General features: G+C 68.2%; 24 protein-coding genes and 1 pseudogene. 5 read left to right on the top strand and 20 right to left on the bottom strand.

The annotated features are described in order from the left end of the window. The 5 genes and pseudogenes from BN4348_RS33075 to BN4348_RS33095 form a co-directional block, all read left to right on the top strand. Positions 1-528, top strand: a 528-nt coding sequence (locus tag BN4348_RS33075; RefSeq protein ID WP_142308636.1) for a DUF4129 domain-containing protein, incomplete at its 5' end; no start/stop codon positions are given. Continuing rightward, complete coding sequence (locus tag BN4348_RS33080) at positions 525-1,007, top strand: hypothetical protein (protein WP_066908681.1); 483 nt, start codon at positions 525-527, stop codon at positions 1,005-1,007. The genes BN4348_RS33075 and BN4348_RS33080, both read left to right, overlap by 4 nt. Further along, entirely contained in the window at positions 1,004-1,981 is a 978-nt protein-coding gene (locus tag BN4348_RS33085; RefSeq protein WP_066908684.1) for an AAA family ATPase, read from the top strand. The genes BN4348_RS33080 and BN4348_RS33085 overlap by 4 nt, the downstream gene beginning before the upstream one ends. Positions 1,982-1,988: 7 nt before the next feature. Further along, positions 1,989-3,266 (top strand): DUF58 domain-containing protein, encoded by a 1,278-nt coding sequence (locus tag BN4348_RS33090; protein ID WP_066908686.1) that lies wholly within the window; start codon positions 1,989-1,991, stop codon positions 3,264-3,266. Positions 3,267-3,419: 153 nt separating this feature from the next. Further along, a pseudogene (locus BN4348_RS33095) lies at positions 3,420-4,682 on the top strand (hypothetical protein); the annotation flags it as partial. An 18-nt stretch (positions 4,683-4,700) separates the two neighbouring features. Here the strand turns inward: BN4348_RS33095 and nuoN are convergent. From nuoN to BN4348_RS33195, 20 genes are all read right to left on the bottom strand, one after another. After that, entirely contained in the window at positions 4,701-6,281 is a 1,581-nt protein-coding gene (gene nuoN / locus BN4348_RS33100) for an NADH-quinone oxidoreductase subunit NuoN (protein WP_066908695.1), read from the bottom strand. Next, the gene (locus BN4348_RS33105; RefSeq protein WP_066908890.1) at positions 6,278-7,867 is read right to left on the bottom strand and encodes an NADH-quinone oxidoreductase subunit M; all 1,590 of its coding nucleotides are present in this window, start codon (positions 7,865-7,867) and stop codon (positions 6,278-6,280) included. Before BN4348_RS33105 ends, nuoN begins: the two co-directional genes overlap by 4 nt. Next, positions 7,864-9,750, bottom strand: coding sequence for an NADH-quinone oxidoreductase subunit L (gene nuoL, locus BN4348_RS33110; protein ID WP_066908698.1), 1,887 nt, complete (start codon positions 9,748-9,750; stop codon positions 7,864-7,866). The genes BN4348_RS33105 and nuoL overlap by 4 nt, the downstream gene beginning before the upstream one ends. An 11-nt stretch (positions 9,751-9,761) precedes the next feature. Further along, positions 9,762-10,061, bottom strand: coding sequence for an NADH-quinone oxidoreductase subunit NuoK (gene nuoK / locus BN4348_RS33115; protein ID WP_047313174.1), 300 nt, complete (start codon positions 10,059-10,061; stop codon positions 9,762-9,764). Continuing rightward, on the bottom strand, positions 10,058-10,852 hold the full coding sequence (locus BN4348_RS33120; RefSeq protein ID WP_066908701.1) for an NADH-quinone oxidoreductase subunit J: 795 nt from the start codon (positions 10,850-10,852) through the stop codon (positions 10,058-10,060). The genes nuoK and BN4348_RS33120 overlap by 4 nt, the downstream gene beginning before the upstream one ends. Beyond that, positions 10,849-11,394: an NADH-quinone oxidoreductase subunit NuoI gene (gene nuoI, locus BN4348_RS33125; RefSeq protein WP_066908703.1), complete on the bottom strand. Its 546-nt coding sequence runs from the start codon at positions 11,392-11,394 to the stop codon at positions 10,849-10,851. The genes BN4348_RS33120 and nuoI overlap by 4 nt, the downstream gene beginning before the upstream one ends. Continuing rightward, the gene (nuoH, locus tag BN4348_RS33130) at positions 11,387-12,646 is read right to left on the bottom strand and encodes an NADH-quinone oxidoreductase subunit NuoH (RefSeq protein WP_096866091.1); all 1,260 of its coding nucleotides are present in this window, start codon (positions 12,644-12,646) and stop codon (positions 11,387-11,389) included. Before nuoH ends, nuoI begins: the two co-directional genes overlap by 8 nt. 5 nt (positions 12,647-12,651) lie before the next feature. Beyond that, positions 12,652-14,208 carry an NADH-quinone oxidoreductase subunit G gene (locus BN4348_RS33135; RefSeq protein ID WP_066908709.1) on the bottom strand — a complete coding sequence of 519 codons (1,557 nt, stop codon included), beginning with the start codon at positions 14,206-14,208 and terminating at the stop codon, positions 12,652-12,654. Continuing rightward, positions 14,205-15,536 (bottom strand): NADH-quinone oxidoreductase subunit NuoF, encoded by a 1,332-nt coding sequence (nuoF, locus tag BN4348_RS33140; RefSeq protein WP_066908712.1) that lies wholly within the window; start codon positions 15,534-15,536, stop codon positions 14,205-14,207. The genes BN4348_RS33135 and nuoF overlap by 4 nt, the downstream gene beginning before the upstream one ends. Then, positions 15,536-16,300, bottom strand: a complete 765-nt coding sequence (gene nuoE / locus BN4348_RS33145) for an NADH-quinone oxidoreductase subunit NuoE (protein ID WP_066908715.1) — start codon at positions 16,298-16,300, stop codon at positions 15,536-15,538. The genes nuoF and nuoE overlap by 1 nt, the downstream gene beginning before the upstream one ends. Beyond that, positions 16,297-17,601, bottom strand: coding sequence for an NADH dehydrogenase (quinone) subunit D (gene nuoD / locus BN4348_RS33150; RefSeq protein ID WP_066908718.1), 1,305 nt, complete (start codon positions 17,599-17,601; stop codon positions 16,297-16,299). Before nuoD ends, nuoE begins: the two co-directional genes overlap by 4 nt. Then, positions 17,601-18,329 (bottom strand): NADH-quinone oxidoreductase subunit C, encoded by a 729-nt coding sequence (locus tag BN4348_RS33155; protein ID WP_066908721.1) that lies wholly within the window; start codon positions 18,327-18,329, stop codon positions 17,601-17,603. The genes nuoD and BN4348_RS33155 overlap by 1 nt, the downstream gene beginning before the upstream one ends. Next, on the bottom strand, positions 18,326-18,880 hold the full coding sequence (locus BN4348_RS33160; protein ID WP_055402988.1) for a NuoB/complex I 20 kDa subunit family protein: 555 nt from the start codon (positions 18,878-18,880) through the stop codon (positions 18,326-18,328). The genes BN4348_RS33155 and BN4348_RS33160 overlap by 4 nt, the downstream gene beginning before the upstream one ends. 8 nt (positions 18,881-18,888) lie before the next feature. After that, a complete protein-coding gene (locus BN4348_RS33165; RefSeq protein ID WP_066908724.1) occupies positions 18,889-19,266 on the bottom strand; it encodes an NADH-quinone oxidoreductase subunit A in 378 nt (125 codons plus the stop codon). 265 nt (positions 19,267-19,531) lie between these two features. After that, a complete protein-coding gene (locus tag BN4348_RS33170; RefSeq protein ID WP_066908729.1) occupies positions 19,532-19,930 on the bottom strand; it encodes an Rv3143 family two-component system response regulator in 399 nt (132 codons plus the stop codon). Between the two features lie 29 nt (positions 19,931-19,959). After that, positions 19,960-20,496 carry a YceI family protein gene (locus tag BN4348_RS33175; protein ID WP_066908732.1) on the bottom strand — a complete coding sequence of 179 codons (537 nt, stop codon included), beginning with the start codon at positions 20,494-20,496 and terminating at the stop codon, positions 19,960-19,962. Positions 20,497-20,531: 35 nt separating this feature from the next. Further along, positions 20,532-20,933, bottom strand: a complete 402-nt coding sequence (locus tag BN4348_RS33180; RefSeq protein WP_066908734.1) for a nuclear transport factor 2 family protein — start codon at positions 20,931-20,933, stop codon at positions 20,532-20,534. Between the two features lie 8 nt (positions 20,934-20,941). After that, entirely contained in the window at positions 20,942-21,283 is a 342-nt protein-coding gene (locus BN4348_RS33185) for a DUF6285 domain-containing protein (RefSeq protein WP_066908737.1), read from the bottom strand. Then, positions 21,280-22,359 carry a phosphotransferase family protein gene (locus BN4348_RS33190; protein WP_066908740.1) on the bottom strand — a complete coding sequence of 360 codons (1,080 nt, stop codon included), beginning with the start codon at positions 22,357-22,359 and terminating at the stop codon, positions 21,280-21,282. The genes BN4348_RS33185 and BN4348_RS33190 overlap by 4 nt, the downstream gene beginning before the upstream one ends. Beyond that, positions 22,356-23,603, bottom strand: a complete 1,248-nt coding sequence (locus BN4348_RS33195; protein ID WP_066908892.1) for an acyl-CoA dehydrogenase family protein — start codon at positions 23,601-23,603, stop codon at positions 22,356-22,358. Before BN4348_RS33195 ends, BN4348_RS33190 begins: the two co-directional genes overlap by 4 nt. Between the last annotated feature and the right edge of the window lie 14 nt (positions 23,604-23,617).

A 23,617-nucleotide genomic window follows, 5' to 3' on the forward strand; every position in this document is an offset into this window, starting at 1 on the left:
GGCGGCCCCCCGCCAAGCCAACAGCAACACCGGCCGAACGACTCCGGGGACATGTTCGGGGTTTTGCTCGCCGGGGCGATCCCGATGATGCTGGTGATCGTCGCCGGTTCGGTGATCATGGCGCGACGGCGCTGGCGCGCGGCAACGCCGGCCGTGCGCGCCGACGATCAGGTCGAAGTTGCGGCGCCCGCGCCGCGCGCGGAATCGCTGGCCCGCGCGGCCGAGGTCGGGCTGGCCGAGATCGGCGACCTCAGCCGGGAACCTCGCCAGGCGATCATCGCCTGCTATGCCGCTATGGAGCGGGAGCTGGCCAACGTGCCGGGCGCCGCCCCGCAGGACTTCGACACGCCGACCGAGGTCCTCGTCCGAGCCGTCGAACACCACGCGCTGCGGGCCGATAACGCGGAGCGGTTGGTGAATCTGTTCGAAGAGGCGCGTTTTTCCCCGCACGTGATGAACGAGGAACACCGTGAGATGGCGGTAAACGTTCTGCGCCTGGTCCTCGCGGAATTGCGGAGCCCGGTATGAAAAAACTGTTGGCCCTGGGTGTTTGCCTGGTGGTGGGGATAGAGCTGTTGGCGTTGATTCTGCACGGTCACCGGTTCCTGCTCGCGGCCGCGGGCATTGCCCTGGCCCTGGTGCTGCTCAACGTCCGCCGCTACCTGGGGCGCGGCAACGAACCGGTCGCCGAGCCGGGCTACGACGACCTCGGGGACTCGTTGCGTCGCTGGCTGGCCACCACCGAGACGACGATCCGCTGGTCGGACTCCACCCGTGCCGACTGGGACCGCCACCTGCGTCCCATGCTGGCGCGGCGGTACGAAATGACAACCGGCCAAAAGCAATCCAAGGACCCCATGGCATATCACGCGACCGGCCGGATGCTGTTCGGCGCCGAACTGTGGGAATGGGTCAATCCCAACAACGTCACGCGCACCGGTGACCACCACCCCGGCCCGGGCCGCGCGGCGCTGGAAGAGATTCTGCGAAAGTTGGAGCAAATATGACACTGCCGGCCGCGACCACCACCGCACAGTGCGAGGCGGTGCTCGACGAAATCGAACGCGTGGTGGTGGGGAAGCGCTCGGCGCTGACGCTGATCCTGATCGCCGTCCTCGCGCGCGGCCACGTGCTCATCGAAGACCTGCCCGGCCTCGGTAAGACGCTGATCGCCAGATCCTTCGCGGCCGCGCTGGGGCTGCGATTCACCTGGGTGCAGTTCACGCCGGACCTGCTGCCCGCTGACCTGCTCGGCTCGACGATTTACGACATGCAGTCGGGTCGTTTCGCCTTCCGGGCCGGACCCATCTTCACCAACCTGTTGCTCGCCGACGAGATCAACCGCACGCCGCCGAAGACGCAGGCGGCGCTGCTGGAGGCGATGGCCGAAGGCCAGGTGAGCATCGACGGCGAAACCCACAAGCTGCCAACGCCGTTCATCGTCTTGGCGACCGACAACCCGATCGAGTACGAGGGCACGTATCCGTTACCCGAGGCTCAGCTGGACCGGTTTGCCATCCGCTTGGAACTTCGATACCTCTCCGAGCGCGACGAGACCTCGATGCTGCGCCGCCGCCTCGAACGGGGTTCGGCCGAGCCCATCGTCAGTCAGGTGGTGGACGCCAACGACCTGCTGGCGATGCGGGAGTCGGTCGAGCAGGTGACCGTGCACGAGGACGTCCTGCACTATGTGGTGTCGCTGGCCACCGCGACCCGGCACCACCCACAGGTCGCGGTGGGTGCCAGCCCCCGTGCGGAACTCGACCTCGTCCAACTCGCGCGCGCCCGCGCGCTGTTGCTCGGTCGCGACTACGTGATCCCCGAGGACGTCAAGGAGCTCGCCGTCGCGGCCGTGGCGCACCGGATCACCTTGCGCCCGGAGATGTGGGTGCGCAAGATCCAGGGCGCCGACGTCGTCGGGGAACTGCTGCGGCGCTTGCCGGTGCCCCGAACCGGCGGGGGGCACGGGGGGACCGGGTGAGGCCGGCGTGATCCGAAGCCGCGAAGTCGAGTTCGCGTGGCGCGCATCGCCATTGGCCCGTGCGATCGCGACGTGCGCCGGGGTCGCGCTGGCCGCCGCCGTGATAGGGGCCCGGTGGCAGCTGATCGCCTTCGCGGCTCCGCTGCTCGGCGTGCTGTGTTCGATCAGCTGGCAACGCCCGGCGCCGAAGATCCGGGTGCACGGGGAACCCGATTCGCAGCGATGCTTCGAAAACGACCGAGCGCGGCTCAAAGTCTGGGTGACCCAGGAGAGCGGGGCACGCGGGGCTTGCGGGGAAGCTGCGGTTGAACTCACCATGTCGCCGGTCGCGGGCATGGAACTCGAGGCGCTCGAGCCGGATGCCCGCCATGCGAAAACGGTTGCGGCAACCGCACAACGCTGGGGCCGCTATCCGGTGCGGGCCCGCATCGAGGTGGTCGCGCGCGGCGGGCTGCTGCTGGGGACCGCCACCGTCGACGCCGCCGACGTCCTCGTGTTCCCGCTGACGCCGCCGCAGTCGACGCCGATCCCGCAGACGGAGTTGCTCGATCGCCTGGGCGCCCACCTCACCCGGCACATCGGGCCGGGCGTCGAGTACGCGGACATTCGCCCCTACGTGCCCGGCGACCAGCTTCGGGCGGTGAACTGGCCGGTGAGCGCGCGCCGCCGCCAGTTGCACGTGACGCAGCGCTTGACCGACCGCGCCGCCGACGTGGTGGTGCTGATCGACACGTATCGGCAGCCGGCGGGTCCGGCGACCGAGGCCACCGAACGAGTCGTGCGCGGCGCGGCGCAGGTGGTCCAGACCGCGTTGCGGCACGGTGACCGTGCCGGCATCGTCGCGCTCGGCGGCAACCGCCCGCGCTGGCTCGGTGCCGACATCGGGCAGCGCCAGTTCTACCGGCTGCTCGACACCGTGCTGGCCGCCGGCGACCAATTCGAGAACACCACAGGCACACTCGCGCCGCGCGCGGCCGTTCCGGTCGGCGCCATCGTGATTGCGTTCTCCACGCTGCTCGACACGGAATTCGCGCTGGCGTTGATCGACCTGCGCAAGCGCGGCCATGTGGTGATCGCGGTGGACATCCTCGACAGCTCACCATTCGACACCCAGCAGGACCCGCTGATCGACCGGATGTGGGCGCTGCAGCGCTCCGCGATGTATCGCGACATGGCGACCGTCGGCGTGGACATCGTGGGTTGGCGGGGGGACAGCACCCTGGATCAGTCGATGGGTCTGCTGCCGGACCGCCGCCGTCGCGTGCGGGGACGGCTGAGGGGATAGCCGTGGTATGAAATCGATCCCGCGTTCGGCCGCACTCGCGGTCTCGACGGTTTTCGGCGTGCTCATGGTCGGGCTGGCCGGCGTCGGCACCCACGGACCGGCACTCGTCGCGGCGACCGCGGCCCTGGCGGCGGTCGGCGCCGGGGTGGCNACCTGGGCGGCGGCAACATCGGCAACGTCAACCTGGGCGGCGGCAACCTGGGCAATTTGAACCTCGGCAGCGGCAACTTCGGCTTCGCCAACCTGGGCAGCGGAAATATCGGAAACACGAACCTGGGCCTGGGAAACTTCGGCAACTCCAACCTGGGTAGCGGGAACCTCGGCTCCGCCAACCTTGGCCTCGGCAACGGTGGCGGCGCGCTCGGCATCGGGAACGGAAATATCGGCAGCGGAAACTCGGGCAGGTTCAACCTCGGCGGCGGAAACCTGGGATCGTTCAACGTCGGCTTCGGCAATCAGGGCTCCTCCGACATCGGCGTCGGCAACCTCGGCAGCTTCGACTTCGGCTTCGGCAACGCCGGCAGCAACGACATCGGCTTCAACCTGCCGGCCGACAACATGATCGGCATCGGCGGGCTGAACGGGGGCCTCAACAACATCGGTTTCGGAAACTCGGGCAGCGGCAACATCGGACTCTTCAACTCGGGAAACGGAAACGTCGGCATCTTCAATTCGGGGAACGGCAACTTCGGATTGTTGAACTCGGGCAGCAACAACGCGGGCTTTTGGAACTCGGGCAACTTCAACACCGGCTTCGGGAACGGCGGAAGCCAGAACGTCGGGTTTGTCAACGCGGGGCCTGCCAACGTGGGGTTCGGTAATTCGGGTATCGAGAACGTCGGCATGGCAAACGCGGGCACCTTCAATACCGGAAGCTTCAACTCCGGCGGCTCCGCGAGCGGCGCGGGCGCAAACACAGGCTGGTTCAACGCGGGCAACGTGAACACGGGCTGGTTCAACTCGGGTAACACCAACACGGGTCTGTTCGATGCGGGCACCCTGAACACCGGGGTAGGCAGCTCGGCGGATCTCACCGGGATGGTCACCAACTCCGGCTTCGGCAACAGCGGCACCGGTGTTTCGGGCTTCTACAATTCGGGCGTCGACGTCTCCGGCTTCCAGAACAAGAACACCGGCGCATTGGGCCTGCCGACGTCGGGCTTGCTCAATGTGGGTGACGGGGATGTGGGCATCGACAATTCGGGGAGCCAGCTGATCGGCTTTGCCAATATGGGCGCCTTCAACGTCGGGATCGCGAACTCGGGCATGGACAACTCCGGTATCGCGAACTCGGCGCCCAACCCCGCCTCCACGGCCTCCGTGGGCGTCGGGAACTCGGGCAGCAACAGCGTGGGGCTGTTCAACGCGGGCGACGACCTGGTCGGCATCCTGGGTGGCGTCTTCGGCCAGCTGTAGCCGACCGGCGCGACCGATTCAGTGCAGCAGCTGGGCCGCCTGATCGGCGAGGTCGAGCAGCGGCTGCGGGAAGATCCCCAACAGCACGGTGACCAAGGCGCATACGGCGATCGCGGCCTTGCTCAGGATGCCGGGCGCCACCACGTGTGGGGTGTCGTCGGTCGCCTCGGTGAAGAACATCGAGACGATGACCCGCACGTAGAAGTACGCGGCGACGCCGCTGGCGACGACGCCGACGATGACCAGCGGCACCGCGCCGCCCTGGGCGGCGGCCTTGAACACCGCGAGCTTGCTGACGAAGCCGCTCGTCAGCGGGATGCCGGCGAACGCCAGCAGGAACATCGAAAACATCACGCCGACGATGGGGGAGCGCTGCCCGAGCCCGGCCCAGTGCGCCAGCGTCGCGTCCTCGACGCCGTCGGCGTTGCGAATCAGGCTCACGATGGCGAACGCGCCGACGGTGCTGAAGCTGTAGGCGACCAGATAGAACAGCGTGGCCGACAGGCCCGCCGCGTTGTCCGCGATGACGCCGGTGAGGATGAACCCCACGTGCGCGACCGACGAATAGGCCAGCATCCGCTTGACGTCGGTCTGGTTGACGGCCGTGATGGTGCCCACCGCCATCGTCAGGATCGAAATCGTCCACAGCACCGGGCGCCATTGATCGTGCAGCGGGGGCAGCGCCACGTAGACCACCCGGAGCAGCGCGCCGAACGCCGCCACCTTGGTGGCCGCCGCCATGAACCCGGTGATCGGGGTCGGTGCGCCCTGGTAGACGTCGGGAATCCAGGAGTGGAACGGCACCGCACCCACCTTGAACAGCAGCCCGACCGACAGCAGCGCGACGCCGATCAACGCCATCGAGCTATCACCATGCGCGGCAAGGGCATCCCGGATCCCGGACAGCAGCAGCGTGCCGGTCGCGCCGTAGAGCAACGCCACGCCGTAGAGGAAGAACGCCGAGGAGAACGCGCCCAGCAGGAAATACTTCATCGCCGCTTCCTGGGACAGCAGGCGGCGATGACGGGCCAGCCCGCACATCAGGTACAGGGGCAGCGACAGGACCTCCAGCGCGACGAACATCGTCAACAGGTCGTTGGACGCGGGGAACACCATCATGCCGCCGACGGACAGCATCAGCAGGGGGAAGAGCTCGGTCTGCGCCGCGCCGGCCCGCTCCGCCTCCCGCTCGGCGTCGCTGCCGGGAACCGCGGACGCCTGCGGCGTAAAGGAATCCAACCCGGCCGAACCGGCGGCGACGGCCACCTTGGCATCGGCCTTGGCCTGCGTCCGCTCGGCGATGAAGATCACCGCCAGGACGGCGACCAGCAGGACGGTGCCCTGCAAATACAGCGTCGGCCGGTCGATCGCCACCGCGCCCAGCACCGCGGCGCGACCCGACGCGGGGATCGACTCGGCGACCTCCACGTCCGCGAAAAACGCCGCGATCAGGCCGGCGAGGGCCAGCGTCACCTGGGTGGCGTAGCGAATCCGCCTGGGCGCAAACGCTTCCACGAGCACCCCGGCGATAGCGACGCCGAAGACGATGAGCATCGGGCAGAGCAGGAAGTATTCGACGCTGGGGGTCGGAAGGGTCATCGGTGCGGTCCTTCGGCTGTCCGGGGCACGCCAGTACCCGGTGGCACGCTCGGCGCGGGGTCATGCTGGCCGATGGTGGTCATCGTGTTCTCGACGGCGGGATTGATCAGGTCCAGTACCGGCTTGGGGTAGACGCCGAGCACGAGCAACAACGCGATCAGCGGGGCCACGACGATCAGCTCGCGCGCCTTCAGGTCGCCGATGCGTTCGTTGCCGGCGGCCACCGGCCCGGTCATCACCCGCTGGTAGAGCCACAACATGTAGATCGCCGAGAGCACCAGCGCGGTGACGCCGAACGCCGCGGCCAGCCAGTACCGGTTGAAAGTGCCCAGCAGGACCAGGAATTCGCTGATGAACGGCGCCAGGCCGGGGAGCGACAGGGTGGCCATGGCCGAGACGAGGAACGTGCCCGCCAGGATGGGCGCCACCTTCTGCACCCCGCCGTAGTCGGCGATCGCCCGGCTGCCGTGCCGGGAGATCAGGAAGCCCGCGATCAGGAAAACCGCCGCGGTGGACAGGCCGTGGTTGAGCATGTACAGCGTCGACCCGCTCTGGCCCTGCGTGGTCATCACGAAGATGCCCAGGATGATGAACCCGAAGTGGGAGATCGAGGTGTAGGCGATCAGGTGCATGATGTCGGCCTGCCCGATCGCCACGACCGCGCCGTAGATCACCCCGATCACGGCCAGCACGATGATCAGCGGACGGAAATACGTTGAGGCGCTCGGGAACAGCTGCAGGCAGTAGCGCAGCATGCCGAAGGTGCCGACCTTGTCCATCACCGCCATCATCAGCACCGCGGTCGCCGGCGTGGCCTCGACGGCGGCGTCGGGCAGCCAGCGGTGGAACGGCCACAGCGGCGCCTTGATCGCAAAGGCGAACATGAAGCCGAGGAACAGCGCCTTGAACACCGCGGGGTCGGCGCCGTAGCGGCCCGACGCGACGCCGGCGACGATGTCGCGGAAGTCGAACGTGCCCGACCCGTGCTGCGCGGTCACCACGTAGAGCCCGATGACGGCCGCCAGCATGATCAGGCCGCCGAAAAGGTTGTACAACAGGAACTTCACCGCCGCGCGCGACCTGCCCGGGCCGCCCCCGAAGCCGCCGATCAGGAAGTACATCGGCACCAGCATGGCCTCGAAGAACACGTAGAACAGCAACACGTCCAGCGCGACCACCGAGACCAGCACCATCGACTCGATGGCCAGCGTCAGCGCGACGTAGGCGTGCACGCTACGGGTGTTTTCCCGGGTGCGCTGGCTGCCGTCGTTCCAGCCGGCCACCTGCAGCAGCGGAATCAGCACCGCGGTCAGCAGCACCAGCACCACCGCGATGCCGTCGACCCCGAGGGAGTAACCCGCGCCGAACGCCGGGATCCACTGGTGGCTTTCCACGAATTGATAGGTGGGGCCGCCGGTTTTGAAGCCGACCGTGACGACGATCGCCACCGCCAGCGTCAGCACGCCGACCACCAGGCCGGCCCACTTGGCGAGCTGTCGCAGCCCGGGGGGCAGCACGACGATCAGCACCGAGCCCGCCAGCGGCAGCAGCCACAGGACGCTCAGCCACGGGACGTTCGAGCTCACCATCCCCGCACCGCCAGGATCAGCGCCACCACCAGCACCGCGCCCGCCAGCATGGACAGGGCGTAGTTGCGGGCGAAGCCGGTTTGGAAGCGCCGCAGGACGTTTGACGTCCGGCTCACCAGCGCCGCCAGCGCGTTGACCGAGCCGTCGACACCCGCGTTGTCGACTTCGACCAGCGCTTCGGTCAGTTGCGCACCAGGGCGCATGAACACCTCCTCGTTGAAGGCGTCGCCGTAAAGGTCGGCGCGCGCGGCGGTGGTGAGCGCCGAGACGCGGACCGGGGCGACCCTGGGGACCGGCGCGGTGGCGTACATCCGGTAGGCCACCGCGATGCCGATCGCGACGACACCGAGCGCCACGACGGTGGTGACCCAGGCCGGCAGGGCGTGCGCGGCCTCCTCGCGCACCCCGACGACGGGTTCGAGCCAGTGCTGCAGGGCGCCCCCCCACCACAGCAGCAAGCCGGAGAACGCCGAGCCGACGGCGAGCAGGATCATCGGCCACGTCATCACGGCCGGCGCCTCGTGCGGATGGCTGCCGGGGGCCCAACGCTTTTCACCGAAGAACGTCATCAGCATGACGCGGGTCATGTAGAAGGCGGTGACGCCGGCACCCAGCAGCGCGGCCCCGCCCAGCACGTAGCCCCGGGTGTCCCCGGTGGACAGCGCCGCCTCGATGATCTTGTCCTTGGAGAAGAAGCCCGCGAACGGCGGCACCCCGATGATCGCCAGGTATCCCAGGCCGAACGTGGCGAAGGTGATCGGCAGCGCCTTGCGCAGGCCGCCGTAGCGGCGCATGTCCTGCTCCTCGTGCATCGCGTGGATCACCGCGCCGGAGCCGAGGAACAGGCCGGCCTTGAAGAAGCCGTGGGTGAGCAGGTGCATGATGGCGAAGGCGTAGCCGGCCGGGCCGAGGCCGGCGGCCAGCACCATGTAGCCGATCTGGCTCATCGTCGATGCCGCCAGCGCGCGCTTGATGTCGTCCTTGGCGCAGCCGATGAACGCCCCGAACAGCAGGGTGACGGCGCCGACGATGACCACGCCCAGTTGCGCGTCGGGCGACAGGTTGTAGAGCGGATTGGACCGCACGATCAGATACACGCCGGCGGTCACCATGGTGGCGGCGTGGATCAGCGCGGACACCGGCGTCGGGCCCTCCATCGCGTCACCCAACCAGGCCTGCAGCGGAACCTGCGCGGATTTGGCGCAGGCGCCCAGCAGCAGCAGCAACCCCATCGCCGTCAAGGCGCCCCGGCCGGCGGCGGGCGCGCCGGCGAACACCCCGGCGTACGACAGCGTGCCGAAAGTGCTGAACATCAAGAACATTCCGAGGGCGAGCCCGGCGTCCCCGACGCGGTTCATCACGAACGCCTTCTTGGCCGCGGTGGCCGCCGTGGGCTTGTGATACCAGAAACCGATGAGCAGATAGGAGGCCAGGCCGACGCCCTCCCAGCCGACGTAGAGCACCACGTAGTTGTCGGCGACGACCAGCAGCAGCATCGAGGCCAGGAACAGGTTGAGGTAGCCGAAAAACCTTCGGCGATCCGGGTCTTCGGCCATGTAGCCGACCGAATAGATGTGGATCAGCGACCCCACCCCGGAGATCAGCAGCACGAAACACACCGACAGCTGGTCGATCTGCAGGCCGAGGTCCACCTGCAGTTGGCCGACCGGAATCCAGGTGAACACCTTCTGGTGGATGACCCGGTCGTCGGTGCCGCGGCCGAGCAGCTCGGTCAGCAGGCTCAGCCCGACGCCGAATGCCGCCAGCGCGGTGGCGCAGCCCAGCAGGTGGCCCCACCCGTCGGTACGCCTGCCCCCGAACAACAAGATCGCGGCGCCCGCCAATGGCAGTGCCACCAGCAGCCAGGTGTAGTCAGTCATCGTGGCGTTGTTCAGCCTTTGAGTAGGTTCGCGTCGTCGACCGACGCGGATTTGCGGGCACGGAAAATCGTCATGATGATGGCCAGGCCGACGACAACCTCGCACGCGGCCACCACCATCGTGAAGAAGGCGATCATCTGGCCGTCGAGGTGGCCGTGCATCCGCGCGAAGGTGACGAACGCCAGGTTGACGGCGTTGAGCATCAGCTCGACGCACATGAACATCACGATGGCGTTGCGGCGCAGCAGCACGCCCGCGGCACCGATGGTGAACAGCAGCGCCGAAAGGTACAGATAATTGGCCGGATTCACGACGCACCGCCCTTCACGGCCTCGGCGGGCCGGGTCCCCTCGGTCTGGGCAAACACGGTGCCGTCCGCGCCACGGATCCGCAGGATCGGGGACACCGACAGTTCCGAGTAGGAGCCGTCGGGCAGCATCGCGGCCACGTCGACGGCGTTGTGGCGTGCGTAGACACCCGGGTTGGGCAGCGGGGTGGCGTGCCCGCCGGGGCGGAACCGCTCCTCGGACATCTCGCGTTGCGTCTTGCGGCGTTCGAAACGCTCGCGGTGCGCCAGCACCATCGCGCCGACGGCCGCGGTGATCAGCAACGCGCTGGTCAGCTCGAACGCCCACAGGTAGCGCGAAAAGATCAGCGCGGCCAAGCCTTCCACGTTGCCGTTGGCGTTGGCCGTGGTCAGCCCCACGAAGCCACCGGTCGCCACGCTGCCGATACCTGCCAGCAACAGGACGCCGAACCCGACTCCCGTCAGCACCGCCGCAACGCGCTGGCCGCGCAGCGTCTCCTTCAGTGATTCCGCGGAGTCCACGCCGATCAGCATCAGCACGAACAGGAACAGCATCATCACCGCGCCGGTGTAGACCACGACCTGGACGACACCCAAGAACACCGCATCCTGGATCATGTAGAACACCGCCAGGATGATCATCGTCATCGCCAAGAACATCGCGGAGTAGACCGCGTTGACCGCCAGCACCACGCCGAGCGCCCCGACCAGCGCCAGCGCACCCAGCACCCAGAACGTGACGGCTTCGCCGGTCGAGGTGCGAACGATGGTGTCGGCGGCGAGCGTTGCGATCATCTTGTGTCTCCGGCGCTCTCGTGCTCGCGCAGCCCCTGCGCGGTCACGTTGCCCTGGTAGTAGTCCTTGTCGGTGGCGCCGGGCGCCCTCGGGTGCGGCGGCGCGAGCATGTCCTGCAGCAGGGGGGCGAGCAGCCGGTCCTTCTCGTAGATGAGGTCGGCGCGGTTGTCGTCGGCCATTTCGTAGTCGTTGGTCATCGTCAGCGCCCGGGTGGGGCAGGCCTCGATGCACAGGCCGCAGCCGATGCAGCGCAGGTAGTTGATCTGGTACACGCGGCCGTAGCGTTCACCCGGCGAGTAGCGCAGCTCCTCGGTGTTGTCGGCGCCCTCGACATAGATCGCGTCGGCCGGGCAGGCCCAGGCGCACAACTCGCATCCGATGCACTTTTCGAGGCCATCGGGGTACCGGTTGAGTTGGTGACGGCCGTGATACCGGGGCGCGACCGGGCCCGGCTTCTCCGGATATTCCTCGGTGACCCGCTTTTTGAACATCGAGCCGAGCGTCACGCCGAATCCGGCTACGGCGTCGAGAAATCTAGGCACGTGCTTCCTCCTTGCTGGCGCCGACCTTCCGCGCCGGCAGCGGCGGCGTCGGGAACGCCGGCTCGGTGGTTGCGGGGGAGGGGGTTTCGTCGCGCTGCCGGCGCAGCTGGCGCTCCATCGCGCGAATACTGGGTGCTGTGAACGGTTTTCGCAACAGCAGCACGAGCGCACCGGCCACGACGACGCTGCTGACCACCAGCACCGGCGTCCAATGCGCGTATCCCTGGTTGCGGGCCGTGCGGATCACCGCCGCGATCAACACCCACACCAGCGAGGCCGGGATCAACAGTTTCCAGCCCAGCGCCATGAACTGGTCGTAGCGCAACCGGGGCAGGCTGGCGCGCAGCCAGAAGTAGATGAACAGGAAGGTCCACATCTTGGCGGTGAACCAGAGCACCGGCCACCATCCGGTGTTGGCGCCGGCCCACATGTTCAGCGGCCAGGGCGCATGCCAGCCACCGAAGAACATGACCGTGGCCAGCGACGAAACCGTCATCATGTTCACGTACTCGGCCAACATGAACATCGCGAACTTCAGCGACGAGTACTCGGTGTGGAACCCCGCGACCAGCTCGCCCTCGGCCTCGGGCAGGTCGAAGGGCGCGCGGTTGGTCTCGCCGACCATGGAGATCAGGTAGATCACGAACGACGGCAGCAACAGGAACACATACCAGACCCGGTCCTGGGCGGCCACGATTTGCGACGTCGACATGGAGCCGGCGTAGAGAAACACCGCGGCGAAGGACAGCCCCATCGCGACTTCATAGGAGATGACCTGGGCGGTGGAGCGCACTCCGCCCAGCAGTGGGTACGTGGATCCCGACGCCCAGCCGCCGAGCACGATGCCGTACACGCCGATCGCCGAGAGCCCCAGGATGAACAGCACCGCGACCGGCAGGTCGGTCAGCTGCAAGGGCGTGCGGTGGCCGAACACCGACACGACCGGGCCGAACGGGATGAACGCGAACGCGGTGAACGCGGGAATAACCGAAAAGACCGGCGCCGCAAAGTAAACGAACTTGTCGATGCCGCCCGGGGTGATGCTCTCCTTGAGGGCCAGCTTGATTCCGTCGGCCAGGCTTTGCAGGACGCCCCACGGCCCCGCCCGGTTGGGGCCGGGCCGCAGCTGCATCCAGCCGAGAATCTTGCGTTCGAGCAGGATCGCGACCAGCACGTTGAGCATGAGGAACACGAAGATGGCCAGCGCCTTGCCCAGCACCAACCACCAGGTGTCGTGCCCGAAGGCGGCCAAGGCGGTCATATGCCCACTCCGATTTTCACTGTGCTGCCGATGGTTACGCCCAATTTCCGGTGCACCGCCGAACCCGGTGAGTTCAGCGGCAGCCACACCACCCGGTCGGGCATGTCGGTGATGTTCAGCGGCAGGCTGATCGATCCGCGCGGTGTGCTCACCGTGACGTTGTCGCCGTCGGCGGCGGCGATCTCGGCCGCGGTGTCGGCCGACAGCCGGACGACGGGCTGGCGCGCGGTGCCGGCCAAATGCGGCTCGCCGTCCNCGCGGGTGGCGAACGGCGCGATCGCGTACACAGCCAGCCCGTGCTTGCGGGCGGCCTTGCGCAGCCGCAGGAACACGATGGGCGACTCGTCTTCCGGCTCGAACCCGACCAGCACCACCACCGGCGCGGCCTCCAGGTCGGCGTAGCTGACCGTCACCGGCCGGCCGGCCACCCGGGCTGCCAGGAAGGCGGCCTCCTCGGCCGAGTGTGGCCGGGCGCGGAAGTCGATGTCGTTGGTGTCCAACGTGATTCGCGCGAACTTGCTGTAGGCGTAGGCGTCTTCCCACGTCGCCCGTCCGCCGACCAGCACGCCGGTACGTCCCCGGGCCGCCTCGAGCCCCTGGGCAGCCGCGACGATCGCGTGCGACCACGACGCCGGCTGCAGCTCGCCGTTCGCGTCCCGGACCAGCGGGGTGGCGATCACGTCCGCCTGGGTCGCGTAGGTGAAGGCCCACCGGCCCTTGTCGCAGTTCCATTCCTCGTTGACTTCGGGGTCGTCGCCGGCCAGCCGGCGCAGCACCTTGCCGCGGCGGTGGTCGGTGCGCTGCGCACACCCCGAAGCGCAGTGCTCGCACACGCTCGGGCTGGAGACCAGGTCGAAGGGGCGGGCCCGGAAGCGGTACGCGGTCCCGGTCAGCGCGCCCACCGGGCAGATCTGCACGGTGTTGCCCGAAAAGTACGAATCGAACGGCTCATTGGCGTAGATGCCGACCTGTTGCAGGGCGCCGCGCTCCTGCATGTCGATGAACGGGTCGCCCGCGATCTGCTCGGAGAACCGCGTGCAGCGGGCGCACAGGATGCAGCGCTCGCGATCCAGCAGCACCTGCGCGGAGATGTTGATCGGCTTGGCGAAGGTGCGCTTGACGTCGGTGAAGCGGGAGTCGGTGCGGCCGTTGGACATTGCCTGGTTCTGCAGCGGGCATTCGCCGCCCTTGTCGCACATCGGGCAGTCCAGCGGGTGGTTGATCAGCAGCAGCTCCATGACGCCGTGCTGGGCCTTGTCCGCGGCCTCGGAGGTGAGCTGGGTGCGCACCACCATGTCGTCGGTGGCGACCGTCGTGCACGACGCCATCGGCTTGCGCTGTCCCTCGACCTCGACCAGGCACTGGCGGCACGCGCCGACCGGGTCCAGCAGCGGGTGGTCACAGAACCGTGGGATCTGGATGCCCATCAGCTCGGCCGCGCGGATCACCAGAGTCCCCTTGGGAACGCTGATCTCGGCGCCGTCGATGGTCAACGTCACCATCTCCGGCCGACTAACCCCGTCGCCGGTCTGAGGTTTGGCCGCCTGGGTCACGCGTTACCTCCGTTGAGCATGGAATCCCGGGGGTCGAATGGGCAGCCGCCCCCCTCGACGTGGGCGACGTACTCGTCGCGGAAATACTGGATCGACGACATCACCGGGCTGGCGGCGCCATCGCCCAACGCGCAGAACGACTTTCCGAGAATCGTGTCGGAGATGTCCATCAATTTATCGATGTCCTCGCTGGTGCCCCCGCCGGTTTCCAGCCGCTCGTAGATCTTGTCCAGCCAGAAGGTGCCCTCGCGGCAAGGCGTGCACTTGCCGCACGACTCGTGCTTGTAGAACTCGGTCCAGCGGCGCACCGCGCGCACCACACACGTTGTCTCGTCGAAGATCTCCAGCGCCTTGGTGCCCAGCATCGAGCCGGCGGCGCCCACGCCCTCGTAGTCCAGCGGCACGTCGAGGTGCTCGTCGGTGAGCAACGGCGTCGACGACCCGCCGGGCGTCCAGAACTTGAGCCGGTGCCCGGCCCGCACGCCGCCGGCGTAGGCGAGCAACTCGCGCAGCGTGATCCCCAGCGGGGCCTCGTACTGGCCCGGCCGGGTGACGTGCCCGGACAGCGAATACAGCGTGAAGCCAGGCGATTTCTCGCTGCCCATCGAGCGGAACCATTCGGCGCCGCCCAGGATGATCGGCGGGACACTGGCGATCGTCTCGACGTTGTTGATCACCGTCGGACAGCCGTAGAGGCCGGCCACCGCGGGGAACGGCGGCCGCAGCCGGGGCTGCCCGCGCCGGCCCTCCAGCGAGTCGAGCAGCGCGGTCTCCTCGCCGCAGATGTAGGCGCCCGCGCCGGCGTGCACCACCAACTCGAGGTCGAAGCCGGAACCGTTGATGTCGCGGCCCAGGTAACCGGCGGCATAGGCCTCGGCCACCGCGTTCTGCAACCGGCGCAACACCGGCAGCACCTCGCCGCGCACGTAGATGAACGCGTGGCTGGCCCGGATCGCGTACGCCGCGATGATCACGCCCTCGACGAGCACGTGCGGCGTCGCGAGCATCAGCGGAATGTCTTTGCACGTGCCGGGTTCCGACTCGTCGGCGTTGACCACCAGGTAGTGCGGCTTGGCGGCCGCGCCGGTGTCGCCCTGTGGGATGAACGACCACTTCGTCCCCGTCGAGAAGCCCGCGCCGCCGCGGCCGCGCAGGCCGGAGTCCTTGACGACCCCCATCACCGCGTCGGGCTCCATGCTCAGCGCCTTCTGCATCGCCCGATAGCCGTCGTTGCGGCGGTAGGTCTCCAGCGTCCACGACTCGGGATCGTCCCAGAAGCGGCTGATCACCGGCGTCAGCGGCGTCGCCTGGGCGGTGGGGGCGGCCATCACTGGTCCTTCCCGGACGACGGGGCTTCGGGCGCCTCCATGCCGAGCTCCCTCGCCACCCGCAGGCCGGCCAGGGTCGCGGCGCCCGCGCCGCCCTGGCCCTGGTCCGGACGCTCGTCGGGCAGGCCGGCCAGGATGCGCGACGTCTCGCGGAAGGCGCACAGCGGGGCCCCGCGGCTGGGCGACTTCGGCTCGCCGGAGAGCAGCGAGTCGACCAATTCGCGCGCCGACTCGGGGGTCTGGTTGTCGAAGAACTCCCAGTTGACCATCACGACCGGTGCGAAATCGCACGCGGCGTTGCACTCGATGTGTTGCAGGGTGATCTTGCCGTCGGGGGTGGTCTGGTCGTTGCGGACGCCGAGATGGTTGACCAGCGTTTCGAAGATGGCGTCGCCGCCCATCACCGCGCACAGCGTGTTGGTGCAGACACCGACCAGGTAATCGCCGGTGGGTCCGCGGCGGTACATCGTGTAAAAGCTTGCCACCGCGGACACTTCGGCGCCGGTCAGCCCCAGCTGCTCGCCGCAGAACTCCAGGCCCGCCGGGGTCAGGTACGAGTCCTCGGATTGCACCAGGTGCAGTAGCGGCAGCAGCGCGGAGCGCTTGTTGGGGTAGCGGCCCATGATCTCTTTGGCGTCGACCTCGAGCCGAGCCCGCACCTCCGGCGAATACGACTGCGGCGCACCCTCGACCACGAACGCGTTGGGCTCGTCGGGCGGCGGCCCGAGCCGGATGAACACCGGCTGCCCCTGCGGCCCCGTCATCGGTCGACCCCGCCCATCACCGGGTCGATGCTGGCGACGGCGGCGATCAGGTCGGCGACCATCCCGCCCTCGCACATCGCGGCGACCGACTGCAGGTTGGTGAAGGACGGGTCCCGATAGTGCACGCGGTACGGCCGGGTGCCGCCGTCGCTGACCATGTGCACACCGAGCTCGCCGCGCGGCGATTCCACCGCGGTGTAAACCTGGCCCGCGGGAACGCGGATGCCCTCGGTGACCAGCTTGAAGTGGTGGATCAGCGCCTCCATCGAGCTGCCCATGATCTTCGCGATGTGCTCGGGGGAGTTCCCCATGCCGTCCGGGCCCACCTTCAGGTCGGCCGGCCAGGCGATCTTGCGGTCGGAGATCATCGTCGGGCCCGGCCGCAACTTGTCCAGACACTGCTCCACGATCTTGATCGACTCCCACATCTCTTTGACGCGAATGATGTAGCGCCCGTACGCATCACAACCGTCGTCGGTGATCACGTCGAACTCGTAGTTCTCGTAGCCGCAGTAGGGCTCGCTCTTGCGCAGGTCGTGCGGCAGCCCGGTGGAGCGCAGGATCGGGCCGGTGATGCCCAGCGCCATGCAGCCGGTCAGGTCCAGGTAGCCCACGCCCTCGGTGCGCGCCTTCCAGATGGCGTTCTCGTTGAGCAGCTCGCCCATTTCGCGCAGCGGTTGCTTCAACTGCTCGAGGGCCTCGGCGATCTCGGTTTCCGCGCCTAGCGGCAGGTCCTGCGCGACGCCGCCGGGCCGGATGTAGGCGCTGTTCATCCGCAGACCCGTGATGGACTCGAACAGGTTCAGGACGATCTCGCGGCCGCGGAAACCGACGAACATCGGGGTCATCGCGCCCAATTCCATGCCGCCGGTCGCCAGCGCGACCAGATGCGACGAGATCCGGTTGAGCTCCATCATCATCACCCGGATGACGTTGACGCGCTCCGGGATCTCGTCGGTGATGCCGAGCAGTTTCTCGACGCCCAGGCAGTACGCCGTCTCGTTGAAAAACGGTGACAGGTAGTCCATTCGGGTCACGAAGGTGACGCCCTGGGTCCAGTACCGGTATTCGAGGTTTTTCTCGATCCCGGTGTGCAGGTAGCCGATTCCGCAGCGGGCCTGGGTGACGGTCTCGCCCTCGATCTCGAGGATCAGGCGCAACACCCCGTGGGTGGACGGGTGCTGGGGCCCCATGTTGACGACGATGCGTTCACCCGGGTCTGCGTTGCGGGCGGCCTCTACGACCTGGTCCCAGTCCTGACCGCCCGCGACCAGGACAGTGCCAGTGTCGGTGTCGCTCATCAGTTGTAGCCTCTGCGCTCGTCGGGTGGGGGAATCTGCGCGCCCTTGTATTCGACCGGGACGCCACCCAATGGGTAGTCCTTGCGCTGCGGATGCCCTTGCCAGTCGTCGGGCATCTCGATCCGGGTGAGCGACGGGTGGCCGTCGAAGATGATCCCGAAGAAGTCGTAGGTTTCCCGCTCGTGCCAGTCGTTGGTCGGGTAGACCCCATACAGCGACGGGATGTGCGGATCGCTGTCCGGCGCAGCCACTTCCAGCCGCAGCCGACGGTTATGGGTGATCGATTGCAGCGGATAGACGGCGTGCAATTCGCGGCCGGTCTCGTGCGGATAGTGCACGCCGCTGACGCCCAGGCACAGCTCGAAGCGCAGGTCCGGTTCGTCGCGCAGCCGCTGGGCGACCTGCGGCAGCAGATCGCGGCGGACGTGCAACGTCAGTTCGCCGCGGTCGACCACGACTTTCTCTATCGCGTCGTCGAATTCGACACCGCTGCGGCCCAGCGCCTCGGCCAGCCGGTCGGCGATGTCGTCGAAGTAACCGCCGTAGGGCCGGGGGCTGCTGCCGGGCAGCGTGACCTCGCGCACCAGCCGCCCGTACCCGGAGGTGTCGCCGGTGCCCCTGACCCCGAACATGCCGCGACGAACGTCGATGACCTCTTCGTCGGCGCTGGGGACCGATCCCCCCACCTCGCTGGCCGCTACCTTCGGGTCGTGGTCCGGCGAGCTCATCGCAGCAGCCCGCGCATCTCGATGGTGGGCCGGGCGGCCAGCGCCGCCTGCTCGGCCTCGGCGATGGCTTCTTCGCGGTTGACGCCCAGCGGCATCTGTTGAATCTTCTCGTGCAGCTTGAGGATTGCGTGCAGCAGCATCTCCGGCCGCGGCGGGCAGCCGGGCAGGTAGATGTCCACCGGCACCACGTGGTCCACGCCCTGCACGATCGCGTAGTTGTTGAACATCCCGCCCGACGACGCGCACACACCCATGGCCAGCACCCACTTCGGCTCGCCCATCTGGTCGTAGATCTGGCGCAGCACCGGGGCCATCTTCTGGCTGACCCGCCCGGCCACGATCATCAGGTCGGCCTGCCGCGGTGTGGCCGAGAACCGCTCCATGCCGAACCGCGCGATGTCGAACCTCGGCCCCGCGGTCGCCATCATTTCGATCGCGCAGCAGGCCAGCCCGAAGGTGGCCGGCCACAGCGAGTTCTTGCGGACGTAGCCCGCCACCTTCTCGACCGTCGACAGCAGGATGCCACCGGGCAGCTGTTCTTCCAGCCCCACGTCTTACCTCAATCCCACGTCAGGCCGCCGCGGCGCCACACATAGGCGTAGGCCACGAAGACCGTGAGCATGAACACCACCATCTCGACCAGAGCAAAGGTCCCCAGCGCGTCGTAGCTGACCGCCCAGGGATACAAGAACACGATTTCGATGTCGAAGACGATGAACAGCATTGCGGTCAGGTAATACTTCACCGGGAACCGCTGCCCGGCCGTCGCGTGCGGGCCGCTCACGGGGGATTCGGTGGGCTCGATGCCGCACTCGTACGCCGCCAGCTTCGACTTGTTGTACCGGGTCGGGCCCGCCAAACTCGCGATCGCCACCGAGCCCACGGCAAAGGCGGCGGCGATCGCGCCCAGCACCAGGATGGGTATGTAGACGTTCAACTCGCTCCATGATCCGTCGTAATGTGGCCGCCCTCCCAAACTGAGCGGGCGGCCAGGCGGTAACCGGGCTGCTGTGACGGACCGGGTCTGTAGCCCGTCGCAGTGACCTTCAACATAGCGTCGTTGCGGCCGGCCCACGTGCCCGGGGTGGTGCTATTTGCCCGGTTTTAACGTGCCCGCATCCGGGCGCGTCACGGCGCGGATGCCAAGCGACCGCCCACACGGCGCGTGTTTCCGTGTCGGCGCAGGTGAAAGTGCTAAACGCTTAGCGAGTGGGGGTGCGGAGCAGCCCAAGCACCGTGCGGCCCAAAACGATGGGGTCCAGCGGGTGCGGCACCGCGCCCTCGGCGCGCGACCAGCTGGCCAGCCACGCGTCGTCGCGGCGGCCGGTGAGCACGACGATGGGCGGGCAGGTCGGCAGTTCGTCCTTGAGCTGTTTGGCGATGCCCATGCCGCCGGTCGGGGTGGCTTCCCCGTCGAGGATGGCCAAGTCGATGCCGCCCTCGTCCATCGTGCGGATCACCATCGGGCCGGTCGCCACCTCCACGTAGCTCAGCTCGGGGAGGTCCGGGTGCAGCTGCTTGCCCAGTGCCCGCATCACTTCCTCGCGGGTTTCGGCGTTGTCGCTGTAGACAAGGATCCGCAGGGCGTTGGAGTCGGCCACGCTCAGATGGTAGCGGTGGCGCGGCAGCCCTACCGGGTCGCCCGAACGAAGACTGCCCGCGCGGCCGCGGTGGCCGTCGCGCCGACCATGCCGAACCTGTTCCAGCCCAGGTCGAATTGGGATCGATCGACCTTGGTCTCGCCGGAGATCTGGATCGAGCCGTCCTCGAGTTCGGTGACCGTGACGGGCAGGGGCAACGCCGCGGTGACGCCCTTGATCGTGAAGTTGGCGCGCAGGTCCGCGGCGTTCCCCTTGGTCGGGTGCACCCCGGTGACGACGACGCTGATCTCACCGAAGCGCTCGACGTCGAAGAAGTCGGCCGAGCGCAGGTGCCTGTCGCGGCGGCCGATGCCCGTGCTCAGTGACGCGGTCGCGATGTCGAGGCGGCCGAACACGGCGCCCTTGCCGGTCAGCTGCCCGTCGCCGGTGAACTCGGTGAAGCGGCCCTTGACGTTCAGCAGGCCCCAGAAGTTTCTGACCTTGAAGGTGATGGCCGAGCGTTCTTTAACGATGTTCCAGACGCCGGCCACGTCGGGATCGTGCAGCAGTGTTTCCAGAGTCGTCATTGTGACCCCCATCTGACTCGTGGCGAATCTAACCCCTAGCCGAGCAGCGGCGCGATCTCGGCGGGGTCGAAGTACTCGTCGATCCGGTCGATCAGGCCGCCCGTGCCCACCCTGATCACGATGCAGACGCGCATGGAGATCGATTGGCCGGCATGGCCCGTGGCGTGCAGGATGTGCTGCTGAACGAAGCCGCCGTCGAAAAGTTGGCGGTCGAGGATCTCGTAGCGACGCTGGGTGGTCGCGGTGACGAACCAGTCGATTACCCGCATCGCGCGGCCCTTGTCATCGGAGGCGGTGGGGCCGCGGCGCGCGCCGACGCGCCACACCGCAACGTCGTTGCTCCACAGGCGATCGACGCCCACCACGTCGCCCCGCTCGATCGCCGCGAACAGGCGGTCGGCCACGTCGAGGATGGTTTCCGCGGTGGTGGTCGGCATGGTGGCTCCTAATCTGTTCGGTCGTATCCGGGGTGGGCGACCGCCAGCCGGTTTCGTACCAGCGTGCGCAGGCAGGCGGTGACCTCGTCGGCGCGCCCGTCGAGCTCGCCGGCCCGGATCGCGGCGGCGAGTTGGTCCTCATCGGCGAAGCCCACGCCGGCCAAGGCGGCGGCGGTCTCCGCCTCGCTCTCGTCGAGCAGTTCGCGCTCGACGATGCGCAACGCGTTGGCGGCCACTCTGGCGTGAAAGTGGACCTGCCCGCTGGTCGCCTCCCGGACGTCGGTCTCCAGGAATTCGGCGACCGCCGCCACGAGTTCGGCCGCGAGCGGCCGGCCATAAGAGCCGATCATGCGCGCACCTCCTCCGATTGCCCGCCTCCTCCTCGCGCCGCTGCGCGGCTGGGGGTGCCCCCACCTCGCGCCGCTGCGCGGCGCGCATCGTCACCGGGCGCTTCGAGCAGGTCGAGCAGGTCCCACTCCGTTTCGCAGACGCGGCGGCCGATCGTCGCCAACTCCACCGAGCGGAATTCGCCGCTGAGATGCCGCTCGGCCTGGTAGCGGCAGATGACGCCCCAACGCAGCGTCGCCAGCACCAGCCACCAGTGCAACGCCACCCGGTCGACGGTGGTCGCACTGGCCTCCTCATAGGCCCGCACGAAGCTTTCGATGCTGCCGAGCCCGCCGGCGCTCAGGCTGGCCGGGGCGCCGAACCGCCACGCCCGGATGCAGAACCAGGCCAGGTCTTCGCATGCCTCGCCGACGTGCACCAGCTCCCAGTCGAGGACGGCGGCCAGGTTTGACCCGTCGACGATCAGGTTGCCCATTCGGTAGTCCCCGTGCACCAGGACCGGGGTCGACGGCTGGGGCCGGTGGGCGCCCAGCCAGCGGAACGCCCACTCGAAGGTGGCGGTGGTGTCGCCCATGGCGTCGAGCCGCTCGCGCCACTGCACGAGTTGGTCCTCGTGGGCAAGGCCGGGGATTTTCGGATCGGCCCGGTGGATGGCGGCCAGCGCTTGCGCGCATTGCCGCAGCAGCTCGGTTCGACGCGCGTGCCCGCCGTCGGCTTCGAGCCGGCGCTGGATGCGCCGGACGATGGTCTCGCCCTTGATCTCGTCGCAGATCAGGAACGGGTTGCCCAGGGCGGCAACCGAATCGGCGGCCACCAGGATGTGGGGGACCGGTGCGCCGGACGCGGCGGCCGCGGCCTGGGCGCGGGCCTCGAGCTCCATGCCGGCGTGCACGTCGTCGGGCGGGCCGGTGCGCAGGATCAGCGCACGGCGCCCGTCGCCGGTCACGGCGTCGAACGCCCACGTGGTGCGGCTGGCGCCGCCGGTCAACGCGCGCAACCGCTCGATCGCGACGCCCGCGCCGAGCTCGGGCGCCAGGACCCGCGCCAACTTGGCGGCCAACTCTTGGGTGTCGGTCACCTGTGGCCAAACTTGAACAGCCGCTGCGCGACCCGGCGGATCTGGATCTCCTCGGCGCCCTCGGTGATCCGGTAGCGGCGGTGGTGGCGGTAGATGTGCTCGAACGGTTCGTGGCGGCTGTAGCCGAGGCCCCCGAAGATCTGCATCGCCCGGTCGGCGGCGTCGCAGACCAGCCGGTTGGCCCGGTAGTTGGCCATCGACACCTTGTCCGAGACCTCCATGTGGTGGTCGCGGTCCAGGTGCCAGGCCGCGTACTGCACCAACAGCCGCACCATCTGCGCCTCGGTCTGCAGCTCGGCCAGCGGCCATTGCACGGCCTGGTTGACCGAGAGCGGCTTGCCGAAGACGGCGCGCTTGCCGGCGTAGTCGGCGGCGCGGTCGATGCAGTATTGCGCGGCGCCCAGGCTGCTGGCCGCCTGCCGAATCCTGTTCTCGTGCAGGAATGTCTGCGCGACCTCCAGCCCGCGGTCCACCTCCCCGAGCACCGCATCGGACGGCACCCGCACGTCGGTCAGCTCGACTTCGCCGTGGTCGGTGGGCATGTTGAACGTCCACCAGTAGTAGGGGATGTTGAATCCCGGGGTATCGGTCGGGACCAGGAACGCGGTGATGCCCAGCGCGGCCCCGGGCTCGCCGGAGGTGCGGGCGAAGATCAGGTCGTGGGTGGCGCGGTGGACGCCGGTGTTGAATCGCTTGGAGCCGTTGATCACCCAGCCTCCATCTCCCGAGCCGTCGGGTTGTGCGTTCGTCTCCAGCCACGTCGCGTCGGAGCCGTGCCGCGGTTCGGTGAGGCCGAACGCCATGGACCGCTCCCCGGTGATCAACGCCTCCGACCACCCGCGGCGTTGTTCGTCGGTGCCGAAGCGCTCCATCATGATCACCTGCGGGAAATTCCCGACGATCGACGACTCGTTCTGCAGGTCATTGTGCAGGCCGAGGCCCTTGTGCGCCAGGTGCTCCCGGATGACGGCCATGTCGAGGTTGGTGCCGTCGCGGCCGCCCAGCGACGCCGGCAATCCGTAGCGCAGCCAGCCAGCCTTGTCGGCTCGCCTGCGCATCTCGGCGAGCAGGTCCTCCCATTCGCGCGTCGGGATGCCGTCGTTGTCCCAATCGGTGCGGGCGTGCTCCCGGCGCTGGTCGAAGTACTGGATGTGGTCGCGTTCCAGCGGCTTGATCTCGGCCTCGATGAACGCGTCCATCTCGTCGAGCAGTCCCGGAAGATGCTCTGGGAGGGTGAAATCCACGGTGATCACTCCTT

The sequence above is a fragment of the Mycobacterium interjectum genome, assembly GCF_900078675.2.
Lineage (GTDB): Bacteria > Actinomycetota > Actinomycetes > Mycobacteriales > Mycobacteriaceae > Mycobacterium > Mycobacterium interjectum.